The sequence below is a fragment of the Pseudarthrobacter sp. 1G09 genome (genome assembly GCF_050038305.1).
Taxonomy (GTDB): Bacteria; Actinomycetota; Actinomycetes; order Actinomycetales; family Micrococcaceae; genus Arthrobacter; species Arthrobacter equi.
This window is the reverse complement of sequence record NZ_CP188306.1, coordinates 3,649,054-3,669,718: the sequence shown is the minus strand read 5'-3', so window position 1 is coordinate 3,669,718 and position 20,665 is coordinate 3,649,054. Positions and strand designations below refer to the sequence as shown.

General features: G+C 68.3%; 20 protein-coding genes. 13 read left to right on the top strand and 7 right to left on the bottom strand.

Translation table 11 applies throughout. The features are described 5' to 3' along the window. Positions 1-52: 52 nt before the first annotated feature. Together ACP3TD_RS16950 and ACP3TD_RS16945 are read right to left on the bottom strand one after the other, a co-directional pair. The gene (locus ACP3TD_RS16950; RefSeq protein WP_056078207.1) at positions 53-244 is read right to left on the bottom strand and encodes a YegP family protein; all 192 of its coding nucleotides are present in this window, start codon (positions 242-244) and stop codon (positions 53-55) included. Positions 245-413: 169 nt separating this feature from the next. Beyond that, positions 414-2,141, bottom strand: coding sequence for a bifunctional 3'-5' exonuclease/DNA polymerase (locus ACP3TD_RS16945; protein WP_426764137.1), 1,728 nt, complete (start codon positions 2,139-2,141; stop codon positions 414-416). A 129-nt stretch (positions 2,142-2,270) separates the two neighbouring features. Between ACP3TD_RS16945 and ssd the strand changes: the two genes are divergently transcribed. The 7 genes from ssd to ACP3TD_RS16910 all read left to right on the top strand — a co-directional run bounded on the left by ssd (position 2,271) and on the right by ACP3TD_RS16910 (position 7,551). Continuing rightward, positions 2,271-3,470, top strand: a complete 1,200-nt coding sequence (gene ssd / locus ACP3TD_RS16940; RefSeq protein WP_426764136.1) for a septum site-determining protein Ssd — start codon at positions 2,271-2,273, stop codon at positions 3,468-3,470. Continuing rightward, the gene (locus ACP3TD_RS16935; RefSeq protein WP_426764135.1) at positions 3,467-4,765 is read left to right on the top strand and encodes a TadA family conjugal transfer-associated ATPase; all 1,299 of its coding nucleotides are present in this window, start codon (positions 3,467-3,469) and stop codon (positions 4,763-4,765) included. Before ssd ends, ACP3TD_RS16935 begins: the two co-directional genes overlap by 4 nt. Beyond that, positions 4,762-5,577 carry a hypothetical protein gene (locus ACP3TD_RS16930; RefSeq protein ID WP_426764134.1) on the top strand — a complete coding sequence of 272 codons (816 nt, stop codon included), beginning with the start codon at positions 4,762-4,764 and terminating at the stop codon, positions 5,575-5,577. Before ACP3TD_RS16935 ends, ACP3TD_RS16930 begins: the two co-directional genes overlap by 4 nt. After that, positions 5,574-6,182 (top strand): type II secretion system F family protein, encoded by a 609-nt coding sequence (locus ACP3TD_RS16925; protein WP_426764133.1) that lies wholly within the window; start codon positions 5,574-5,576, stop codon positions 6,180-6,182. Before ACP3TD_RS16930 ends, ACP3TD_RS16925 begins: the two co-directional genes overlap by 4 nt. A gap of 174 nt (positions 6,183-6,356) precedes the next feature. Continuing rightward, the gene (locus tag ACP3TD_RS16920) at positions 6,357-6,701 is read left to right on the top strand and encodes a DUF4244 domain-containing protein (protein WP_426764132.1); all 345 of its coding nucleotides are present in this window, start codon (positions 6,357-6,359) and stop codon (positions 6,699-6,701) included. Beyond that, positions 6,698-7,159, top strand: a complete 462-nt coding sequence (locus ACP3TD_RS16915) for a TadE family type IV pilus minor pilin (protein WP_426764131.1) — start codon at positions 6,698-6,700, stop codon at positions 7,157-7,159. The genes ACP3TD_RS16920 and ACP3TD_RS16915 overlap by 4 nt, the downstream gene beginning before the upstream one ends. After that, a complete protein-coding gene (locus ACP3TD_RS16910; RefSeq protein WP_426764130.1) occupies positions 7,156-7,551 on the top strand; it encodes an Rv3654c family TadE-like protein in 396 nt (131 codons plus the stop codon). Before ACP3TD_RS16915 ends, ACP3TD_RS16910 begins: the two co-directional genes overlap by 4 nt. A 25-nt stretch (positions 7,552-7,576) precedes the next feature. Here the strand turns inward: ACP3TD_RS16910 and ACP3TD_RS16905 are convergent, their stop codons facing one another. Further along, positions 7,577-9,964, bottom strand: coding sequence for a DEAD/DEAH box helicase (locus ACP3TD_RS16905; RefSeq protein WP_426764129.1), 2,388 nt, complete (start codon positions 9,962-9,964; stop codon positions 7,577-7,579). Between the two features lie 84 nt (positions 9,965-10,048). Next, entirely contained in the window at positions 10,049-10,741 is a 693-nt protein-coding gene (locus tag ACP3TD_RS16900; RefSeq protein WP_426764128.1) for a GNAT family N-acetyltransferase, read from the bottom strand. 110 nt (positions 10,742-10,851) lie between these two features. On the opposite strand from ACP3TD_RS16900, the gene ACP3TD_RS16895 reads away from it, so the two are divergent. Further along, positions 10,852-11,745, top strand: a complete 894-nt coding sequence (locus tag ACP3TD_RS16895; RefSeq protein WP_314215723.1) for a rhodanese-related sulfurtransferase — start codon at positions 10,852-10,854, stop codon at positions 11,743-11,745. Positions 11,746-11,772: 27 nt separating this feature from the next. On the opposite strand, the gene ACP3TD_RS16890 is transcribed toward ACP3TD_RS16895, so the two are convergent. Next, positions 11,773-12,369, bottom strand: coding sequence for a hypothetical protein (locus tag ACP3TD_RS16890; protein ID WP_426764127.1), 597 nt, complete (start codon positions 12,367-12,369; stop codon positions 11,773-11,775). Positions 12,370-12,421: 52 nt separating this feature from the next. Beyond that, positions 12,422-12,925: a hypothetical protein gene (locus tag ACP3TD_RS16885; RefSeq protein WP_426764126.1), complete on the bottom strand. Its 504-nt coding sequence runs from the start codon at positions 12,923-12,925 to the stop codon at positions 12,422-12,424. Between the two features lie 44 nt (positions 12,926-12,969). On the opposite strand from ACP3TD_RS16885, the gene ACP3TD_RS16880 reads away from it, so the two are divergent. The 5 genes from ACP3TD_RS16880 to proC all read left to right on the top strand — a co-directional run bounded on the left by ACP3TD_RS16880 (position 12,970) and on the right by proC (position 19,998). Continuing rightward, complete coding sequence (locus tag ACP3TD_RS16880) at positions 12,970-14,610, top strand: DUF7059 domain-containing protein (protein WP_426764125.1); 1,641 nt, start codon at positions 12,970-12,972, stop codon at positions 14,608-14,610. A gap of 134 nt (positions 14,611-14,744) precedes the next feature. Then, on the top strand, positions 14,745-17,483 hold the full coding sequence (gene topA, locus ACP3TD_RS16875; protein ID WP_426764124.1) for a type I DNA topoisomerase: 2,739 nt from the start codon (positions 14,745-14,747) through the stop codon (positions 17,481-17,483). Between the two features lie 52 nt (positions 17,484-17,535). Next, positions 17,536-17,955 (top strand): SseB family protein, encoded by a 420-nt coding sequence (locus ACP3TD_RS16870; RefSeq protein ID WP_091722920.1) that lies wholly within the window; start codon positions 17,536-17,538, stop codon positions 17,953-17,955. A gap of 7 nt (positions 17,956-17,962) precedes the next feature. Continuing rightward, positions 17,963-18,964: a Ppx/GppA phosphatase family protein gene (locus tag ACP3TD_RS16865; protein ID WP_426764123.1), complete on the top strand. Its 1,002-nt coding sequence runs from the start codon at positions 17,963-17,965 to the stop codon at positions 18,962-18,964. Positions 18,965-19,164: 200 nt separating this feature from the next. Further along, a complete protein-coding gene (gene proC, locus ACP3TD_RS16860; RefSeq protein WP_426764122.1) occupies positions 19,165-19,998 on the top strand; it encodes a pyrroline-5-carboxylate reductase in 834 nt (277 codons plus the stop codon). On the opposite strand, the gene ACP3TD_RS16855 is transcribed toward proC, so the two are convergent. Further along, the gene (locus tag ACP3TD_RS16855) at positions 19,995-20,633 is read right to left on the bottom strand and encodes a potassium channel family protein (protein ID WP_171059109.1); all 639 of its coding nucleotides are present in this window, start codon (positions 20,631-20,633) and stop codon (positions 19,995-19,997) included. The two genes, proC and ACP3TD_RS16855, sit on opposite strands and share 4 nt — an antisense overlap. Positions 20,634-20,665 lie beyond the last annotated feature (32 nt).

Sequence of the window (20,665 nt, the reverse complement as noted above, 5' to 3'; positions counted from 1 at the left end):
CATTGAGCGCGGCCACCCGGTTGTTGGGGCCTTTTCAGGCCTTATGGATGGGTCAGGCCTGCTGCTGCCGCAGGTCGACCACGATTCCTGTCGCGGCGTTCTCGCGCATTGCGTTGACGCCGTCCATCAGCTTGTTCAAGGATTTGAAGCTTGGTGAAACGGCAACGATGTTGCCCTCTGCGTCCGTAAGCCGGAGCCGGTAGGACTCGTCTCCTGCCCGGTGAATCTCAAATCTGCCCGCCATGCCGGACCTCCCCTGGTATGCGTCGTCGCATCAGCCGTCCGACCGGTCTGCATCAGTCGCCGCTACAGACTGTAATCCGCGTCACGCCGCGCGTCGAGCTACTGCCCGGTAGGTTACTTTCTCCGTCATATGGGTAGTAACCCGGGTTGGTCAGTCCGCGCTGGGAGGCTTACTTGGCCAGGTCGTAGGAGTCCACCACGGCCACGCTGACGGGAAACTCCACCGGGATGGGGCCGAACAGGAGGTCCTTCGCAGCGCCGGCGGCATCCTCGATCGCCCTGATGCACTCGTCCACGGCGCCCGCCGGGGCATGCACCATGACTTCGTCGTGGAGGAAGAACACCAGTTCCGGACCGGCACCGCCGGGCCCTGCACCGGTGCCGTCCGCGCGGAGGGTGCGCAGCCGCCGTCGTAATTCCGCCAGCCAGCATGCCGCCCAATCCGCGGCCGAGCCCTGGACAACGAAGTTGCGGGTAAACCGGCCCCGGGACCTGGCGATCGACTCGGCACGGCGCTGCTCTTCAGCGGTGTCCGAGCGCTGGCTTTGGTACCAGCGCTGCGACGGCGGCGGGCTGCTGCGCCCCAGCCGGGTGGTTACCGTGCCGCCGGCCTCGCCCGCCCGGGCGGCCTGTTCCACGAAGTCCACAGCCCGCGGATACGTCCGCGCCAACTGCGGCATGAGGCGGCCGGATTCGCCGGACGTGGCACCGTACATCGCCCCGAGCAGGGCCACCTTGGCTTTCGCGCGGTCGCCGCCGAAGCCCTTGGCGGCGATGCCCGCATAAAGGTCCTGGTCCCGCGCGGCTTCGGCCATCACCGAGTCCCGTGCCAGTGCCACCAGAACCCGCGGCTCCAGCTGTGATGCGTCGGCGACGATCAGCTTGTAGCCAGCATCCGCGTGCACGGCACCACGGATCTGCCGGGGGATCTGGAGGGCGCCGCCGCCCCGCGACGCCCAGCGGCCGGACACCACTCCGCCCACCACGTACTCGGGCCGGAACCTCCCGCCCGCCACCCAGGCATCGAGCCAGGACCAGCCGTTGGCCGTATGCAGCCGCGACAGTTTCTTGTACTCCAGCAGCGGGCCGATGACCGGATGGGAAGAGTCTTTGAGCTCCCATTTGCTGGTGCTCTTGACTTCGATGCCGTTGCGGTGCAGGGCGCGGATGAGTTCCTGCGGGGAGTCCGGGTTCAGCATGGGGGTGCCGAGCAGTTGCCGCAGTTCGGCGGCCAGCGCCTCCAGCCGTGCCGGCCGATGCCCGGCGGGCGGACGCGGGCCGAGGTAGCCGGTCAGGATTTCCTCGTGCAGGTCTTCCCGCCAGGGCACGCCGGCGTATTGCATCTCGGCGGCGATCATCGCGCCCGCTGATTCAGCTGCCAGCAGCAGCTGCAGGCGGCCGCGCATGCTGCCATCGGTGCCGGCCCCGGCCAGGGCGGACTGCTGTGCTGCGTACTCGGTCCGCAGCTCTTCGGGGGTATGGCGCAGGGGCGGCGCGCTGCCCGGGTCCTCGAACAGGGCGCCCTGGTCCGCCGGGGGAGCAGGGGGAAGCAGCGACTTCGGCGGCAGGACCGCATCGTCCACGGGGGTCCTGTCCGACGTGCGGGCGTACTCGGTGTGGGCCGCGAACTGCGAAAAGGCCAGGATGTTGCCGCAGAGCGTGAGGTCGTAGCAGCGCTCCAGCTCCACGCCGGACCGCAGCAGCGCCGGGTACCAGTCCTGGGTACGGTGCCAGATCCAGCGGGGCGGCGTGGGGCCGCTTTCCATCTGGCGGACGACGGCGGGAAGGTCGACGGTGCTGACGACGCGGACTCCGGGATTGGCCGGCTGGGGTTCGCCTGCCTGGGTGAGTTCCTGCAGCGCGGCCCCGGAGGGGTGGGCGGCGAGCAGGACATACATGCTCCAATTGTGCACGCTTGGCGGGACGCTTCCGTACAGCGGTACACCTCACCCATCTCCACACCAGCCTTATCCACATAGCCGCCGGCGGACCTTACCTGCCGCCCCGGTTGCGTGGAGAGTGGCTCCATGAGCAGGCACCAGATACTCCCACCACCGTCGGGGCAGGGCCCTGCCGGGCCCACCGGCAATGCCCCGGGCTCCCCGCCGGCAGGTACTTCGCGGGCACCCGCCGGCCCAGCGGGCGGGTCCACTGACGCGTGGCTGCCTGACGCGTCCGGCGAAGTGCTGCTGGTGACTGCGTCGGCTTTCCTCCGCTCGGAGGTGGAACGGATTGTTGCTGCCGCCGGTGGACGCCTGCGCGTGGCCGCGGATGCAGCAGAGGGCGGCCGTCACTGGGACGGGGCGGCGGCGGTGCTGGTGGGCAGTGACATCAGGGAGCTGCCGCCCCGGCGGCGGGCGCCTGCCGTCCTTGTCGGCCTGGACGGTGAAGGAGACAGCCTGTGGCATCTGGCCGCCGCGCTTGGAGCCGAACGCGTGGCCGTGCTCCCGGATGCCGCTGCCTGGCTGGCTGACCATCTGAGCCGGTCACGGACGCCGGGGCCCGGTGGCCTGGTTCTTGGCGTGACCGGCGGCTGTGGCGGTGCGGGCGCCACTACGGCGGCCATCTGGATTGCGCAGGCAGCGGCGGGCATGGGTGCGCGGGTGTTGCTGGTGGATGGCGATCCCTGGGGCGGCGGGCTGGAACTGGCCATCGCCGCCGAGGACTACCCGGGGTTGCGCTGGCCGGACCTGTCCGATGCCCGGGGCAGCATCGACCCCCTCCAGCTGGCCGACTCCCTGCCTGTGTCCGGCGGTTTCTCGTTCCTGTCCTGGCCCGCCAGCCGCGAACAGCCCGATCAGGTGGCAGCCCCCGCTGCCGCCGGTGTCCTGGACGCTGCCCGGCGGGGTTACGAGCTGGTAGTGGTGGATATCGGCCGCCGTGCCGAGCCGCTGAAGACGTTCGCCTGGGACTGCGACCGCATCTTTGTGGTGGTGCCGGCCCAACTAAAGGCAGCCGTTGCCGCGGTGCGGTTGCTGCAGGAATTCCCGCCTGTGGAAGCGTCGGTGCTGGTGCGGGGCAAACCGGGGGCCGCCATTGACGGCCCGCTCCTCGCCGAGGCCATCGGGCTTCCCGTCCTTGGCCGGGTGCCCGAACTGCGCGGCATGGCTGCTGCCGTGGAATCCGGCAGGCTCCTGGATCTTGGCAGGCGGCGCAGCGTGCGGCGCTTCGCCGGCACGGTGCTGGATTCCCTCGGTGACGGGCTGCCCGTCGGAGAACCGGCATGACCCCGGGCGAAGGGGACGCATCCGGGGCTGTTGCGGCACCTCCCGATGTTTCCGCGCTTCCGCCACGGTCCCGGCGAAGTGCCCGGATCCTGGAAGGGCAGCGGCGCGGATCCCACCCGGGCGGGGCCCAGGCCCGGGGCCGTCCTGTCGATGCGGGCCTCCTGGAATCGGTGCGCGAATCGATGATGGCCGAGGCCGGGGCTGTGACTCCGTCCCGGGTGGCCGCCGCGGTCCAGGCCACGGGAAAGCTGCTGGGAACTGCGGGAGCGCTCGCCGCAGTGGAACGGATCAGCGCGGAACTCAACGGATTGGGTCCCCTGCAGGAGCTCACCCGGGACCCCGCGGTGACGGACATCTTCGCCAACGCTCCGGACTCCGTATGGGTGGACCGGGGGCGTGGCATCGAGCGTGTGGCGGTGGCATTCGAGGGCGAATCCCAGCTGCGCGCGCTCGCCTGCAGGCTGGTGGCCGCGGGCGGGCGGCGGCTGGACGACGGGTCGCCCTGCGTCGATGTCCGTCTCCCGGGTGGCTACCGTGTCCACGCTGTCCTGCCGCCCGTCTCCACGGCGGGGACCCTGTTGAGTATCCGCATCAGGCGCGAGCACGTTTTCGGCATGGACGAGCTGCAGGCGGGAGGTATGTTCAGCCGACCGGTCCGGGACGTACTGGAGAAAGTAGTGGAGCAGAGGCTGAGCTTCCTGGTCAGCGGCGCCACCGGCTCGGGAAAGACCACCCTGCTGTCAACGCTGCTGGGGCTGTGTGCGGCGGGGGAACGGCTGGTCCTCATCGAGGACGCCTCGGAGCTGAATCCTGTCCACCCGCATATCGTTTCCCTGGAGTCCAGGCACGGAAACCTGGAAGGCGGCGGCGAAGTGGACCTGGGCGAACTGGTGCGGCAGGCCCTGCGCATGCGCCCCGACAGGCTGGTGGTGGGTGAGTGCCGCGGCGCCGAGGTCCGGGAGCTACTTACCGCCATGAATACAGGCCACAGCGGCGGAGGCGGCACCATCCACGCCAACACGGCGGCCTCGGTTCCGGCCAGGCTTACGGCACTCGGTGCGCTGGCAGGGATGAGTCCGGACGGCGTGCGGCTGCAGGCAACCAGCGCGTTGGACGTAGCCATCCACGTCGAACGGACGCCCCGGGGACGCGAAGTCACGTGCCTCGGTGTTTTCGTCGATTCTCCGGAGGGGCTGACGGTGGTGCCAGCCCTGGAAACTGCGGGCGGTGTCGTCGGGCCCGCGTGGCCGGCGCTGGCCGCGCGGCTCGGCATGGACCCGGAGGACATCCGGTGATTGTCCTGCTGGCGCTTACCCTGTCCCTGGCGGCGCTGCTGCTGCTCAGGCCGCCCCGGGGTGCTGCCGCGCGGCTCCGCCGTGCCGCGGGCCAGCCTCCCGCCCGTGCGTCCGATCTGATGGGCAGGCCCGCCCCCAGACCATTCTCGCGCCGTGGACAGAGGGGATCGGGAAAGAACGCCACTGTGGGGGCACCCCTGACCGTCCTGGTGCAGCAGCTGGCTGCGCTGCTCAAGGGCGGCCGGACACCCGCCAGGCTGTGGGACGAACTCTGGACCGTCTATGGAACGGACGGCCCGCAACCATCCGCCGGGGATGCCGCTGCCGGTCCGGCCAAGGGAGGGCTGTCGGACGGTTCCCTGGCCGTGCTGGCCGCAGCACGCGGTGCCGCGGCGCGTGGCACACCGGTGTCGGCGGCCATCAGGCGGGCGCTGCCGGAGGTGTTTCCCGGCGGGCGCCGGGAGGCAAGGATCTGGTCCGAGCTGGCAGCCTGCTTCGATATCGCCGAGGCCAGCGGATGCCCCCTCGCTGATGTGCTCACCCGCTTTGCGGCCCAGCTCGAGGTGGAGGCCGACGCGGACGCGGCGCGCCAGACTGCCCTTGCCGGCCCAAAAGCCACGGTCACGCTGCTGACCTGGCTGCCGATGATGGGCCTTGGGCTCGGGATGGCACTGGGCGTTGACCCGCTTGCCATGCTGTTGGGTACGCCTCTTGGCCTGGCTGCCTTGCTGGGCGGCGCGGCCCTGACCGTTGCCGGCAGGCTTTGGTCCTCGCGCCTGGTGGCAACTGCCGCGGGAACCGGGAAGCTGTGACGGGCCAAGGCATCGCGGCATTGGGGCTCTTCGCCGTCCTTGCCGCCGCAGCCTTCCTGGCCTCTGCCGGAAGCGGCAGGGCCCGGGCACGGCTCCGCACCCTCGAATTGCATGGCCCAGGTCTGGGGCATCCGCCCATAATCCCGGAACCCCGCAACCGGGCCGGACCCGGCCTTGCCGACACCGCCATGATGCTGGAACTCGTGGCGGCCATGCTCGACGCCGGTTCCAGCATCGGTCGCGCCCTGGAACTGGTCTCCATGTCCGCCTCGGCGAAGTACAGCGAATCACTGCGGCCGGTGGTTTCAGCCCTGGCCATCGGTGCCGACTGGGAAACGGCCTGGCGCAGCTCCGCCGTCCGCCAGCCCGACATCCTCGAGCTGCGGGATGCACTGGGCTTCGCTGCGCTGACCGGCGCGCCGTCGTCGGCCATCCTCTATGCCCAGGCGGCCAGGCTCCGCCGGGAACGGTTCCGGGCCGCCGAAAAGCGTGCCGCATCGCTGGGCGTCAAGCTCGTCATTCCGCTGGGACTGTGTTCGCTCCCCGCCTTCATCTGCCTCGGCGTCGTCCCCGTGCTGCTGGCCCTGGTGCCTTCAGGCTCCTGACCGCGGCAGTGGGGTTCAGCGGCCCCGGGCAGGAGCCCGCTGTCCAGTCCTCCACAGCGGCTGGCCGCCACTGCTTATCCACTTACCAAAACAGGGACCTTACCGGCCGCCGCCCGCGCCGGAAGAGTCATCACCAGCCGGAAGAATCTCCGGCGCTACGGAAGGAAGAACCACATGTCAATGAATCACCACCGTCACACTTTTGCCGGCACGTCCGCGCTCGCCGCCCGGCCCGCTCCCGCAGGCCGCAGCGCCGGTGGGCCACAGTCCATCGGCCGCGCACGGGACAGCACCCTGCCGGCAAACGTCGTGGAGCTTCGGCCCGGGGCCGGTACGTCCCGCCGCCGGCGGCGTTCCGTCCGGCTGATGGGGTCGGAAGCCGGAATGGCCACCGCCGAGTACGCCATCGCTACCCTCGCCGCGGTCGGATTCGCGGGCCTTCTGGTCTTCATCCTCCGCAGCGATGAAGTCCGGGGTTTCCTGCTGAACCTGATCCGTACGGCACTGGCGTTGCCGTGACAGCTGCGCCGGCCGTGCCGGGTGCACCGGCCGCGCGGGGAGCCGCTCCGCGGCGGGCGAATACTGCAGCTGCGTGCAGGGGTGCGGTCACAGCCGAGTTCGCCGTCACCCTTCCCGTTGTGGTGGCCTTGCTGGCCATGCTCCTGGCCGGAGCCGCCGCCGGTGTCACCCAGCTGCGGATCGAGGAGGGGGCACGGTCCGGCGCCAGGGCCCTGGCCAGGGGCGAAGACCCCGCCACCGTGGCGCAGACCGTCCGCACCCTCGCGGGTGGAACAGCAGCCGCCACGGTGGCAGCCGAGGGCGAATGGTTTAACGTCACCGTGACGGACCGCGTGGGAGGCCCGCTGGGAACATCCATCCCGTGGACCCTCACTGCCCGGGCGTCCACCCGAGCGGAGCGCACGGCCGGTACGCCCGCAGGGAGCAGCGGCCTCACCGACGGAAAGGGCAACAGGTGACAGCGGGCCGCCCGGGTCAACGCCGTGGTCAGCACGCCCGCCCGGGCCCCGATCACCGGGAACGGGGATCAGGCACCGTCCTCGCGGCCGGGCTGGCGTTGGTGGTCCTGATGGCAGCCGTGCTGGTGATGCTGCTGGCCCAGTCAGCGGTGCAGGCCAGCCGTGCAGCGTCGGCCGCGGACCTGGCAGCGCTCGCAGGGGCCGACGCCCTGCGCGGAATATCGGCAGGCGAGCCCTGCACCGTGGCCAACGACGTCGCATCCCGGCACGCGGCACGGGTCCTCAGCTGCGTAGCGGGCCCCGGGCAGACCCTCGAGGTCCGGACGGAACTGCAGGAACGTTCGATGCTGGGCGCGGCCACCGGGCGCGCTCGTGCCGGACCGCCGCCCTAGGCGGCCTGCGGCGACGGCCGGGAACCTAGGCGAGCCGGGATCCTGTGTACGGCTGTTCAACCGGCGCGGACTCTGTGGCGTCCTTCAGCAGGACGCCCAGGAGGGTGATGGCGGCTGCCTTGTCCAGCGGGTTGTTCTTGTTGCCGCATTTGGGTGACTGGACGCAGGACGGGCACCCGGACTCGCACTCACAGGCTTCGATGGCAGCCCGGGTTGCCGCCAGCCACACCTTGGCCTTTTCGAAACCGCGCTCAGCAAATCCGGCGCCGCCGGGGTGCCCGTCGTACACGAAGATGGTGGGTACCCCGGTGTCGGCGTGCAAGGCCGTCGAGACACCGCCGATATCCCAGCGGTCGCTGGACGCCACCAGCGGCAGCAGGCCTATCGCGGCATGTTCGGCAGCATGCAGGGCCCCGGGGAACTGGGCCTCGATGAGACCGGCGGCGGTGAGGGAGCGGTTGTCCACCACGAACCAGACCGCCTTCGTGAACAGGTCCCTTGCCCCGAGTTCCAGCGGCTCCTCGCCCAGGATTTCATTGGAGACCAGGGCCTTGCGCTGGAAGGAGACAACCTGGGTGGTCACCTTCACGCCACCGAAGTGGACAGTGACGTCGCCCCACTGCATGGTCCGCTGTGTTTCCAGCACCTCAATCTGGGTGACGTCCCGGGCCGTGGTGTAGTAATCGGGGTTGGCCCGGCGGACCACCACGCAGTGGTCCTCCTCATTCAGGTCTTCCACCACATAGCTGTCGCCCTGGTGGATGTACACGGCGCCGTTGTGCGCCTGGTAGTGGGTCTGGGGAGAGTCCATGGTGCCCAGCAGCGAGCCGGTGTCCGCGTCCACGATGCTGACGGGGCCGCCGCCGTCGGCCCTTAAATTGACCATGGCTGCCGCGCTCTGGGGGTGGGTCCAGAACCAGCCGGCCGGGCGGCGCCGCAGGTACCCCTGCGCGACCAGCCGGTCCAGCAACCCCTCGGCCGTGTCGCCGAACAGGCCCAGCTCGCCCGGACCGAGGGGAAGCTCGGCTGCGGCAGCGCAGAGGTGCGGACCCAGTACATAAGGGTTGGCGGGGTCGAAGACCGTGGCTTCCACCGATACGTCGAAAATGGCCTCGGGGTGGTTCACCAAAAAGGTGTCCAGGGGATCGTCGCTGGCCACAAAGGCCGCGATGGCATCCTGACCGGCCCGGCCCGCCCGCCCGATCTGTTGGAACAGGGACGCCCTGGTTCCCGGCCATCCTGCCACCAGCACGGCGTCCAGTCCGGATATGTCGATACCCAGTTCCAGCGCCGACGTGCTGGAAACCCCCAGCAACTGGCCTGACCGCAGGGCCTTCTCCACCGCCCGGCGTTCCTCCGGCAGGTAGCCGGACCGGTAGGCGGCCACCCGCTGCGGGAGGCTGGGATCCACCTCGTCCAGCAGGCGTTTGGTGATGGTCGAAATGGTTTCGGCTCCCCGCCGCGACTTGATGAACGCGATGGTCCGGACCTGGGCAGAGACAAGGTTGGCCAGGAGGTCAGCGGTCTCGGCCACAGCGGTCCGCCGCTCCTTGGCCCCGTTTTCACCGCGTAACTCGGTCAGCGCAGGCTCCCAGAACGCCACAGTGGTGGAACCGTGGGGTGAGGCGTCCCGGGAAACGGCCTTGACCGGTGCACCGATCAGCCGGGAGAAGGACGTGTCAGGGTCGGACGCCGTGGCGGACGCTGCAATGAACACCGGCTCAGGAAAGGAACTGCCGGCCCCGTAGTAGGCGCAGATCCGGCGGAGCCGCCGCATCAGGTTGGCTACATGGGAGCCGAACACGCCGCGGTAGCTGTGGGCCTCGTCCACGATGACGTAGCGGAGGCGGCGGAAGAATCCTGCCCACCACGCATGGTTGGGCAGGATGCCGAAGTGCAGCATGTCCGGGTTGGCGAGGATGAAGTTGGCGTGGTCACGGATCCAGCGCCGGGACGCGGGGTCCGTATCGCCGTCGTAGGTTTCGGCCCGGACAGTGGGCAGCCTGAGCGCACGGATGGCGTTCAGCTGGTCCGCGGCCAGGGCTTTGGTGGGGGAGAGGTACAGGGTGACCGCTCCGTCGTCGTGGATCTTCCCGGGCTCGGCCAGCACCCGCAGCTCAGACCGGTGGATGGCGTCCAAGGCCGGCAGTTGGTAGGCAAGCGACTTTCCCGACGCCGTTCCCGTGGCCACCACCACGTGGCCGCCGCCATGGGCGATGTCTGCCGCCTCCACCTGGTGCCGGTACGGCTCCCCGATGCCCAGCGAGCCGTAGGCCCCCACCAGATCCGGGTGCACCCAGTCCGGCCACGGCTCATGGACCGCGGCGCGCGCGGGAATGGTCCGGACATGACGCAGCTGCTCCGGGTCCGGGCCGCGGCCCAGCAAAGGGATCAGGGAGTCATGGGGATTCACCACAACATTGTTTCACCCGGCACGGACACCGCCGGCCGGGTTCGCCATCGGGGTAACGGACCTCAGCGCAGATTGGCGGCGGAGTCAGCTCAGGGACAGATCCGAACCGTCGTGCGACGCCGAGAGCATCAGCACCCGCGAAACAGTGCTCCACCCCAGGTGGGAGTACAGCTTCTGGCCGTCGATGGAGGCCAGCAGCAGCCCCGTCTGCACGTCGTGTTCGAAAGCCTGCGCTGCCAGCGCCCGCATGATGAAGCTGCCCAGTCCGCGGCGCTGGAACGCCGGCTCGGTGATGATTTTGTCGAAGACGGCCGTCTCGCCCACCACGAACACCCTGCCGCTGGCGGCAAGCGCCTCACCGGACTTGACCTCGGCATAGTGCACGCCGTGGTGGGTGGACGTGGTCAGGGACAGGTCGTCGTCCGAGAGCCAGGGGTCCTCGGCATCCTGCGTTTCCATGTCCACAATCATCATGGTCTGGGAACCGGAGGTGACGTTCAGCCCGTGCCTGGCCGCCAGGGCGGTGTACCGGGGAATGTCATTGGTGAGAATCGTCAGGACCCGCGGCGCGGCTTCCGCAGTCTTGGCGGCCAGCTCAGCGAACTCCTGGTCAGTGGGGTCGGCGGCGAAGTATTCCCATTCCCCGCTGGTGTCGGACCGGAGCGCGGCGGGGAAGCGGCCTTCGGTGGATGTCTGGTACCCGCGGCAGCCGGCCCAGCCCGCCACCCACACTTCAAGAAGGCCAGTGATGTCTTCAATCAACGTTTCCGGACTCATGGCATGAAGACTATGCCAGCCCGATCACAAGCAACAGGGTGCGCCCCAGAGCTTATGCAATTCGTGATGGAGCGGACACAGCCCTTGGAAAGACGGATACCCTTAAATACGTGGCTTTGAACCGAATCGTCCTTTTTTACGGCTTTACCCCCATCCCGGATCCCGACGCAGTGCGGCTCTGGCAGCGTGCGCTCTGCGAGAAGCTCGGCCTGACCGGCAGGATCATCATCTCCAAGGACGGCATTAACGCCACCGTGGGCGGCGAGATCGGCGCGGTCAAGCAGTACGTCAAGACCACCCGCGAATACAACGGTTTCCACGGCATCGACGTGAAGTGGTCCGACGGCGGCGCGGAGGACTTCCCCCGGTTGAGCGTCAAGGTCCGCGACGAAATTGTCTCCTTCGGCGCGCCCGGCGAGCTCACCGTGGACGCCGGCGGTGTGGTGGGAGGCGGAACGCACCTGAAGCCGGAGGAACTGCACGAACTGGTGGAGGCCCGGAAGCAGTCCGGCGAAGAAGTGGTCTTCTTTGACGGCCGCAACGCCTTCGAGGCCCAGATCGGCAGGTTCAAGGATGCCGTGGTGCCGGATGTGGCCACCACGCATGACTTCATCAAGGAGCTGGATTCGGGCAAATACGACGCCCTGAAAGACAAACCGGTGGTCACCTACTGCACCGGTGGAATCCGCTGCGAAGTCCTGTCCAGCCTCATGGTCAACCGCGGCTTCAAGGAGGTCTACCAGCTCGACGGCGGGATCGTCCGCTACGGCGAGGCCTTCAAGGACCAGGGCCTGTGGGAGGGCTCGCTGTACGTCTTTGACAAACGCATGCACCTCGAATTCAGCGACGAAGCCAAAACCATCGGCGAATGTGTCCGCTGCAAGGCACCCACCAGCAAGTTCGAAAACTGCTCCAATCCCAGCTGCCGCACCCTCACGCTGTACTGTGCGGACTGCGCCGCCAGCCCGGAGACCCTCCGCTGCCCCGGGGGCTGCGCGGCCTGAGCTGCCGCGCGCGGCCAGCCTGCACTTTCACAACTTGCGGAGCCGGAACGCGTAGTTCGCTTCCGTCCTGGCCTCCACGGTGACGGTCAGGACAGTCGGCGCCGAAAGGTAGATGACGTTCTCACGGTTGATGCCGCAGCGAAGGCCCAAATCCACCAGGGTCAGGGTGTCGCTGCGGACGGTAAAGTTCACGCGGCGCTGGCTCCGGCATGCAAGTGTCAACGCATAGGTCCCTGTTACCAGGACGGGAGAGGCGTCGGACCGCACTTCGCCGGCGGCCAGCACGCCGGCGCCGATGTGGACAGCGGGCTGCGGGGCTTCCGGCAGCGTGCGGGCCACCCACCCGTCCAGCTCATCCTGGCCCACGGGGTCGCGCGTCAGCGGGTCCCTGGTGAAGAGGGGCCCAGGGGCGGCGGTCGCCTCGGCCCCCGCCGACGCGGCGTAGCTCCGGCCGTCGTCGTACGTGTATTCGCAGCCGCCCAGCGCCAGGCCGGCCGCCAGCACAACGCCAACGACGGCGCCGGCCGGCTTCCGCGCTGGCGCCGCCCGTGCTGTCGCGGGTGTTGTCCCTTCGGGGGACACCCCCACGGGACGGGGCACGGAGAATCTCCGCACACTGGGCATATCACGACTTTATGCCTGCGGGCGCCAGCCTGCCAGAGCAGGAACCACCGTATTAACGCGCTGCCGCCGGAGCCAGCTGGTAGGCGTAAATGAGCGGCGCATCAACGCTTGAGGTGCTGATTTCGAGCCGGCCCGCTTCGGGGAGCGCAACCTTGGACGTCTCCTTGCTGCCGTTGCAGGCAGCCCCCGCTTCGGTGATCGCGGCCCCGTTCAGCGATACCGCGAAGAAGGCCTTTCCGCCGCCGTCGCAGGTGGCCGTCAGCGTGTAGTTGCCCGCGGGGACGTCGGCCGCCTCCTGCACGATGCGGTCGCGGTTGAGGATCTTGCCGGCGTCGTCAAGCACCGCGTCCGGGGCCGTGGGGAGCGCCGTGGTGCGCCACTGCGGAACATCGGCGTTTTCCACCGAAACAACTGATGAGCAGCCAGCCAGGGCCAGGGCAGCCAGCGCGGCAGCAACGGCTGCTGGGACCTTCAGCTTCGGCCCGCCGGACCGTTCCGGAGGGTGGGCGGCGGACCGCACGCGGGCACGCGCCAGGAAGGGAAGGCTGGAAGGCATGCCTCAACGCTACCTGCTGTCCGGTCCCGGACTAAACTTGTCCGGTGCCTGAAACCCCCTTTGAGTTCACTGCCGGCAACACTCCCGACGCTCCCCGCAGCGATCTGCCCCACCTGCTGCGGGCGCTCGCCGCGGACCTGCGGCGGCTGGACTACACGCTCGACGGCGTCGCGGGCCTCCTGGGCCCGTCAGCGTCCGCCGCCCTGAACCGGGACCAGATCATCCCTGCGATGCTGGCCGTGGACCGCGCCGTCCGGGAGGACGCCGCTGCGGCGCCCCTGGCCGCCGTCGTACGCCTCTGGCTCCTGGCCGAACCGCAGGACAGGGCAACGCTCGACGCCGCCCTGCCGGGGATCCGCGCGGAAGGCCTGGAAGAGCTGGGGCTGCTGCAGCCCGTACCCGGCACCGGCCGCCTGTGCGCCAAAGCAGACCTGCGGCCCTACGGCTGGGAGAAGAATGAAGACGGCAGCGGCGGCGCCGAACTGTGGGTGGCCAGCGACCTCGCCGCGCACCAGCAGGCCGGCGTCCTGCGGCATGACCACGTCCTGGGCATCGGGCAGGCTTCCACCACCCTGGTGCAGACCACCGTCCGCCGGCACATCGCCCGGGCCTTGGACCTGGGAACGGGCTGCGGCATACAGTCCTTCCACCTGCTGCACCACTGCGAGCACGTCACGGCCACCGACATTTCCGAACGTGCCCTGGCCTTCACCCGCTTCAACATCCTGCTCAACGCCGAGGCCCTCTCGGTTGACCCCGGCCGGCTGGCTGACCGGGTGAGCCTGAGGCTCGGCTCACTCCTGGAGCCCGTGGCGGGCGAGGAGTTCGGCCTGGTGGTGTCCAACCCGCCGTTCGTCATCACCCCGCGCAGCGCCGGCGAGGACGCCGCGGACCAGTTCACCTACCGCGACGGCGGCCTGCCGGGCGACGAAATCGTCGCTTCCCTCGTGGCGGACCTTCCCACGGTGCTGGCGCCGGGCGGCACGGCACAGATGCTGGGCAACTGGGAAGTGGCAGCCGGTACCGAATGGCACGAACGGCCGCAGTCATGGGTCCGGCCCGGCACCGACGCCTGGTTCATCCAGCGCGAGCAGGTCAGCCCTGAGCAGTACGCGGAAACATGGCTGCAGGACGCTTCCGAGGGCAGGGACCGCGACCACTACCGCAACGCCTACGGGGCGTACCTTGCCGACTTCGCCTCCCGGAACGTCGAAGGCATCGGCTTCGGCATGGTGTGGCTCCGGCGCCCGGCGGCAGAAGCACAGCCCGTCCTCCGGCGTTTCGAGGAAATCAGCTACCCCATCGAGCAGCCCGTCGGCCCCCACCTGGGCGCCGCCGTCGAACGCAGCGACTGGCTGGCGGCGCACTCTGTGGCGGACACGTACCTGCTGGTGGCCGGGGATGTCACGGAGGAGCGCCACCAGCGGCCCGGTGCCGAGCACCCGGGCGTGATCCTCTTGCGGCAGGGTGCCGGGCTGCGGCGCACCAACCTCCTCAGCACCGAACTCGCCGGGTTCGTGTCAGCGTGCGACGGCGACCTGACCGCCGGCCAGATTGCCGGCGCCCTTGAGGCGCTGCTGGGCGGCGGGGACGACGGTTCCGCGGAGGGTTCCTTCCGCGGGAGGCTGCTGGCCGAAGTGGAAAATTTGGTCCGCGACGGCTTCCTCCTGCCGGCCGAAAACTGATCTTCCACCCGTGGTCTCCGCGTCCCTTTTGGTACCCCCCGTTTTCCACATGAATGCGCAGGATTGTCCAAAATATGGTGAACTAGGCCAGTATGGGCTCATCTGCCCCAGCAACCTTTTTCTGTAGGAGCACCGTGCCAAGCAAGGCCAAAACCGGCAAGAAACTCGTGATTGTGGAGTCTCCGGCCAAGAGCAAGACCATCGCCAAGTACCTCGGCGAGGGCTTCATTGTTGAGGCCTCCATCGGTCACATCCGCGACCTGCCGCAGCCGTCGGAGCTCCCCGCCGAACTCAAGAAAACCTCGGTAGGCAAGTTCGCCGTCGACATCGACCACGACTTCAAGCCTTACTACGTGGTGTCCCCGGACAAGAAGAAAAAGGTGACTGAGCTCAAGGCTGCGCTCAAGGACGCCGACGAACTTTATCTCGCAACCGATGGGGACCGCGAGGGCGAAGCCATCGCGTGGCACCTGCTGGAAGTGCTCAAGCCCAAGGTCCCCGTGTACCGGATGACCTTCGGTGAAATCACCAAGGAAGCCATCCAGCGTGCCATGGGCAACCTGCGCGACGTGGACCAGGACCTGGTGGACGCACAGGAAACCCGCCGCATCCTTGACCGCCTCTACGGCTACGAAATTTCCCCCGTCCTGTGGCGCAAGGTGGCCCGCGGCCTCTCCGCCGGCCGGGTGCAGTCCGTGGTCACCCGCATGGTGGTGGACCGCGAACGCGAACGCATGGCCTTCAAGGCCGCGTCCTACTGGGACCTGACCGGACAGTTCGGTGCGGATTCCGGTTCGTTTAAAGCGAAGCTGGCCTCCGTGGACGGCGCCAAGGTTGCCACCGGCCGCGATTTCAACGACGACGGCGTCCTCACGTCCAAAAACGTGGCGCACCTGAACGAGGAGCTGGCCGCGTCCCTGGCCGCCGGGCTGCAGGACGCCCCCTTCACGGTCCGCTCCGTTGAAACGAAGCCCTACACCCGCCGCCCCGCCGCGCCGTTTACCACCTCCACGCTGCAGCAGGAGGCTGGCCGCAAGCTGCGTTTCTCCTCTAAGAGCACCATGCAGATCGCCCAGCGGCTGTATGAAAACGGCTACATCACGTATATGCGTACCGACTCCTCGGCGCTGAGCGATGAAGCCTTGACGGCAGCCCGCCGCCAGGCCTCCGAGCTTTACGGTCCGGAATACATTCCCGGTTCCCCCCGCGTCTACACCAACAAGGCAGCCAACGCGCAGGAAGCCCACGAGGCCGTCCGCCCCGCCGGTGACTCCTTCCGTACCCCCGCCCAGGTTGCCTCCCAGCTCCGCGGCGACGAGTTCCGCCTCTACGAGCTGATCTGGAAGCGCACCGTCGCCTCGCAGATGGCGGATGCCAAGGGCTCGACGGCGACCATCCGCCTGGGTGCCGTGGCTGTCAGCGGCGACGCTGCCGGCCGCGATGCCGAGTTCAGCGCTTCCGGCACCGTCATCACGTTCCCCGGCTTCCTTGCCGCCTACGAGGAAGGCAAGGACGAAAGCCGCGGCGACGACGACTCCGACGAGGCCCGCCGCCTGCCCAACGTGGCCAAGGGCGATTCGCTGAAGGCCTCGGACATCGTGGCAGTGGGCCACGAAACCTCGCCGCCTCCGCGCTACACCGAAGCGTCCCTGACGGCGGAGCTGGAAAAGAAGGGCATCGGACGGCCCTCCACCTACGCGTCCACCATCTCCACCATCCAGGACCGCGGCTACGTCCGGAAGCAGGGCTCCGCGCTGGTGCCCAGCTGGATCGCGTTCTCCGTGATCCGTCTGCTCGAGCAGCACTTCTCGGATTACGTGGACTATGAGTTCACGGCGGACATGGAAGGTGACCTGGACAAGATCGCCAACGGCCAGGCCGCCGGAACCTCGTGGCTGCGGCACTTCTACTTCGGTGAAGACTCGGACCCCGGCCTGCTGAGCATCGTGAACAACCTCGGTGAGATCGACGCCCGCGAGATCAACTCCATCCCCATCACCGACCAGATCACGCTGCGGGTGGGCAAGTTCGGACCCTACCTTGAAAGCTCCGCGGCCACGGTTGATCCCAAGACCGGCGAGATCGTCGAGTCCCCGCGCGCCAACGTCCCGGAGGACCTCGCCCCGGACGAGCTCACCGCCGCCAAGGCTGTGGAACTGATGGAGACGGCGGCGCCGGAGGAACGCGTTTTGGGCGCTGATCCGCACACCGGGCACACTGTTGTCGCCAAGAACGGCCGTTACGGCGCCTACGTCACCGAGGTCATTCCCGAAATGACCGAGGAACAGATCGCTGCCCAGCCGGTGGAGTACTACAAGAACGGCAAGCCCAAGCCACCCAAGAAGCCGGTCAAGGCCAAACCGCGCACCGGGTCGCTGTTCAAGTCGATGACGGTTGAGTCCGTCACCCTGGACGAGGCGCTCCAGCTGATGAGCCTGCCCCGGGCATTGGGGGAGGACGCCGAAGGAAACCTCATCACCGTCCAGAACGGACGGTTTGGCCCGTACCTGAAGAAGGGGACGGACTCCCGCTCCATCGGAACCGAAGAGGAAATCTTCACCATCACGCTTGAACAGGCGCTGGAGATCTACTCGCAGCCCAAACAGCGCGGTGCCCGTGCCGCGGTGCCGCCGCTGGCCGAGTTCGGTCCGGATCCGGTGTCGGAGAAGAACATCGTGGTGAAGGAAGGCCGGTTCGGCCCGTACATCACCGATGGCATCACCAACATCACGGTTCCGCGGGCCACCTCGCTGGAGGAGCTCACCCGCGAACAGGCGGTGGAACTGCTCGCCGAGAAACGCGCCAAGGGCCCGGTCAAGCGGACCGCCACCCGCAAGGCGCCGGCCAAGAAGAAGGCAACGGCCAAGAAGTAGCAGCGGGGCCGGCGCGTTTGCGCCGGCCACCGTATCGTGATCGGCTAGGGGAATGACTGAACAGACCGGAATCGCCGATCCCACGCCGCTTAACGACCTCGAGGAGAAGCTCGCCACGGGCAATGATCCCGACGCGAACCCAGTGGACGTCATCCTGTCGTTCCTGAACAGCGAGGTCTACATCATCAGCTCCGACGGCATCGAGGGAGAGGACTCACAGGTGGAGCCCCTGGTCCTGGGCAACTCCGAGGGCGCCCCCGTCCTGGCCGTCTTCTCGCACCCCACCCGCGTGGACCAGCAGTACCTGGATGCAGCGCCGAACGTGCTGGGAACCCAGGGCGCGGCCATCATCGCCAACATCGGCGAGGAACTGGGCCTTGTGATCAACCCCGGCGCAGCCTACGGATTCGAGATCAACCCTGAAGGCGTGGCAAACATCAAGCGCGACTTCAAGCGCGCTGACGAGCAATAATGTCACCATGCGGCTAGGCGTCCTCGATATCGGGTCCAACACTGTCCACCTCCTGCTGGTGGATGCCCACCCCGGCGCGCGGCCGCTGCCGTTCGCCTCGCACAAACGGCCGCTGTCCCTGGTGCAGTACCTGGAACCGGACGGCAGCATCAGCGACGAAGGCCAGCATGAGCTCACCGAGTTCGTCCTCGAAGCCTGGGAGTTCGCCGCCCGCCATAAGGCCGAGGACCTCCTGGCCTTCTGTACCTCGGCCATCCGCGAGGCCACCAACGGCCCCGAGGTCCTGGCGCGCGTCAAGCACGAGACCACAGTGACGCTCCAGGAGCTGACCGGCAGCGAAGAGGCGTCCATGACGTTCTTTGCCGTCAGGCGCTGGCACGGCTGGGGCGCGGGCCCCATCCTGAACCTTGACATCGGCGGCGGCTCGTTCGAAATGGCGTTCGGCCAGGACGAGCTCCCCGAAGTCGCAACTTCGGTACCGCTGGGAGCCAGCAGGCTCACCCGGGACTGGCTGGCAGAGGACCCGCCCTCGGCCAGGAGCGTCAAGGAACTGCGGCGGTACATCCAGTCAACGCTGAAGCCTGCCGTCCGCGAGTTCGACGGCCTGGGCAGGGCCAACCTGGTGGCCGGAACGTCCAAGACCTTCCGCTCACTGGCCCGCATTGCCGGTGCAGCGCCCAGCGCGGCCGGCCCCTACGTCAAACGGGAACTGAACGCTACGGACCTCGGCGTCTGGGCGCAGCGCATTTCCGCCATGAAGGCCGAGGACCGGCTGCACCTGCCCGGTGTCTCCGAGGCGCGGGCCCACCAGCTCCTGGCCGGTGCGCTGGTGGCGGAGGCCGCCCTGGAGCTGTTCAAGTTCAAGAAGCTCCGGATCTGCCCGTGGGCCCTGCGTGAGGGCCTCATTCTGCGCCGGCTGGACCAGCTGGTGTTCGACGGGCCGCTGGAGCCTGCTCCGCACATTGCCGCGCCGCCGGCCGTGCAGCCACGTTCTAACAGAACCGGTTAAAAGCGGAAGCACCGGGGTGGCAACAGGAAAATGGGGGAAAACCTGTTGCCACCGCCGGTGCCCTGGCAGGCATCCCCATGCCTGCCGCATCACTCGCACCCTCAATGAGGTAATAACTACATTAGGACCGCAAGTTGTGCGCCCCCTGCACTGAACATGGGAGTTGCCTGTGAATGGGGGCGGCCTGCAATGATGGAGCCATGAGCAACCGAATCGCATTCCTTGGCTGTGGGTCCATGAACGAAGCCATCCTCGGCGGCCTGGTGGAAGCCGGCACCAACCCGGCAGACATCGTGGCAACAGTCCGCCGGGCCGAGCGTGCCGCTGAACTGGCCGAGCGGTACCACGGCATCACCGCGATCGCCGGCGAAGAGGAACCGGACAACAACCGGCAGGCCGCGAAGGGGTCCGCCGTCGTGATCCTTGGCGTCAAGCCGGTGGGCATTGCGGACCTGGCCCGGGAGATCAGCCCCGCGCTCACCCCGGACACGATCGTGGTCAGCGTCGCCGCAGCCGTCTCCATCGCCCAGCTTGAAGCCGCACTCCCGGCCGGGCAGCCCGTCATCCGGACCATGCCCAACACCCCGGCGAAACTGGGCCGCGGCGTCATCTCCGTCTCGCCCGGCACCAACTGCACACCCGGCCAGCTCCAGCAGGTGAAGGACCTCTTCCAAGGTGCGGGGACCGTCGTCGAAGTGCCCGAGGAACAGGTGGATGCTCTCTCGGCCATTAGCGGCTCCGGCCCCGCCTACGCCTTCTACCTGGCTGAGGCCATGGCCTCGGCAGGGGAGGAGCTGGGCCTGGACCGCGATCTCGCAGTGCTGCTGGCACGGGAGACCGTGGCGGGCGCCGGTTTCATGCTGGCAGAGCCCGGCGCGGATCCGTCGGCGCTGCGCAAGTCAGTAACCAGCCCCAACGGCACCACCGAACGCGCCATTGCCACCTTCGATGAACAGGGCATTCCGTCCATCATCGCGGCCGGCGCGCGGGCAGCAGCGGACCGGGCGGCGGAAATCACCAAGCAGCTCGGCTAAGGGCGGGCCGCGAACCGCTCCAGCAGGTCCACGTGGCCTGAGACGATCAGCATGTCGCGGGAGGAAACCTTGGTCTCCGGGCGGGCGTAGGTGAAGTCCTCGCCCGGGGACTTCACCCCGACGATTGTCACGCCGTACTTTGAGCGCACCTTCGACTCATCCAGCGTGAAGCCCACCGTTTCGCGCGGCGGGTACATCTTGACGATGGCGAAGTCGTCATCGAATTCGATGAAGTCGAGCATGCGTCCGGACACCAGGTGCGCCGCCCGGACGCCGGCGTCCGCTTCCGGATAGATCACGTGGTTGGCGCCGATCCGGGTCAGGATCTTGCCGTGGGACGGCGTAATGGCCTTCACCCACAGGTGCTCAATACCAAGGTCCACCAGGTTCACCGTGATCAGCACCGAGGACTCGATGGAGGTGCCCACGCCCACCACTGCCGAGCTGAACTCCTGCGCACCGAGCTGGCGCAGGGCGTCGATGTTGGTGGCGTCCGCCTCCACCACATGGGTCAACAGCGGGGCCCACTTCTGCACCAGGCTCCGGTCCCGCTCGATCGCGAGGACCTCGCGGCCCTGCTTGACCAGCTGCTCGGCCGTGGACGAGCCGAAGCGGCCCAGCCCGATAACCAGCACCGGCGCGTTGTGGGCGGGGCGCCGGGAAGCTT

What these genes read in the sequence shown, in the direction of transcription:
- ACP3TD_RS16950 (WP_056078207.1), bottom strand. Translation starts at nt 244, where the DNA reads ATGGCGGGCAGATTTGAGATTCACCGGGCAGGAGACGAGTCCTACCGG.
- ACP3TD_RS16920 (WP_426764132.1), top strand. Translation starts at nt 6,357, where the DNA reads ATGTCAATGAATCACCACCGTCACACTTTTGCCGGCACGTCCGCGCTC.
- ACP3TD_RS16900 (WP_426764128.1), bottom strand. Translation starts at nt 10,741, where the DNA reads ATGAGTCCGGAAACGTTGATTGAAGACATCACTGGCCTTCTTGAAGTG.
- ACP3TD_RS16885 (WP_426764126.1), bottom strand. Translation starts at nt 12,925, where the DNA reads ATGCCTTCCAGCCTTCCCTTCCTGGCGCGTGCCCGCGTGCGGTCCGCC.
- ACP3TD_RS16935 (WP_426764135.1), top strand. Translation starts at nt 3,467, where the DNA reads ATGACCCCGGGCGAAGGGGACGCATCCGGGGCTGTTGCGGCACCTCCC.
- proC (WP_426764122.1), top strand. Translation starts at nt 19,165, where the DNA reads ATGAGCAACCGAATCGCATTCCTTGGCTGTGGGTCCATGAACGAAGCC.
- ACP3TD_RS16865 (WP_426764123.1), top strand. Translation starts at nt 17,963, where the DNA reads ATGCGGCTAGGCGTCCTCGATATCGGGTCCAACACTGTCCACCTCCTG.
- ACP3TD_RS16945 (WP_426764137.1), bottom strand. Translation starts at nt 2,141, where the DNA reads ATGTATGTCCTGCTCGCCGCCCACCCCTCCGGGGCCGCGCTGCAGGAA.
- ACP3TD_RS16890 (WP_426764127.1), bottom strand. Translation starts at nt 12,369, where the DNA reads ATGCCCAGTGTGCGGAGATTCTCCGTGCCCCGTCCCGTGGGGGTGTCC.
- ACP3TD_RS16870 (WP_091722920.1), top strand. Translation starts at nt 17,536, where the DNA reads ATGACTGAACAGACCGGAATCGCCGATCCCACGCCGCTTAACGACCTC.
- ssd (WP_426764136.1), top strand. Translation starts at nt 2,271, where the DNA reads ATGAGCAGGCACCAGATACTCCCACCACCGTCGGGGCAGGGCCCTGCC.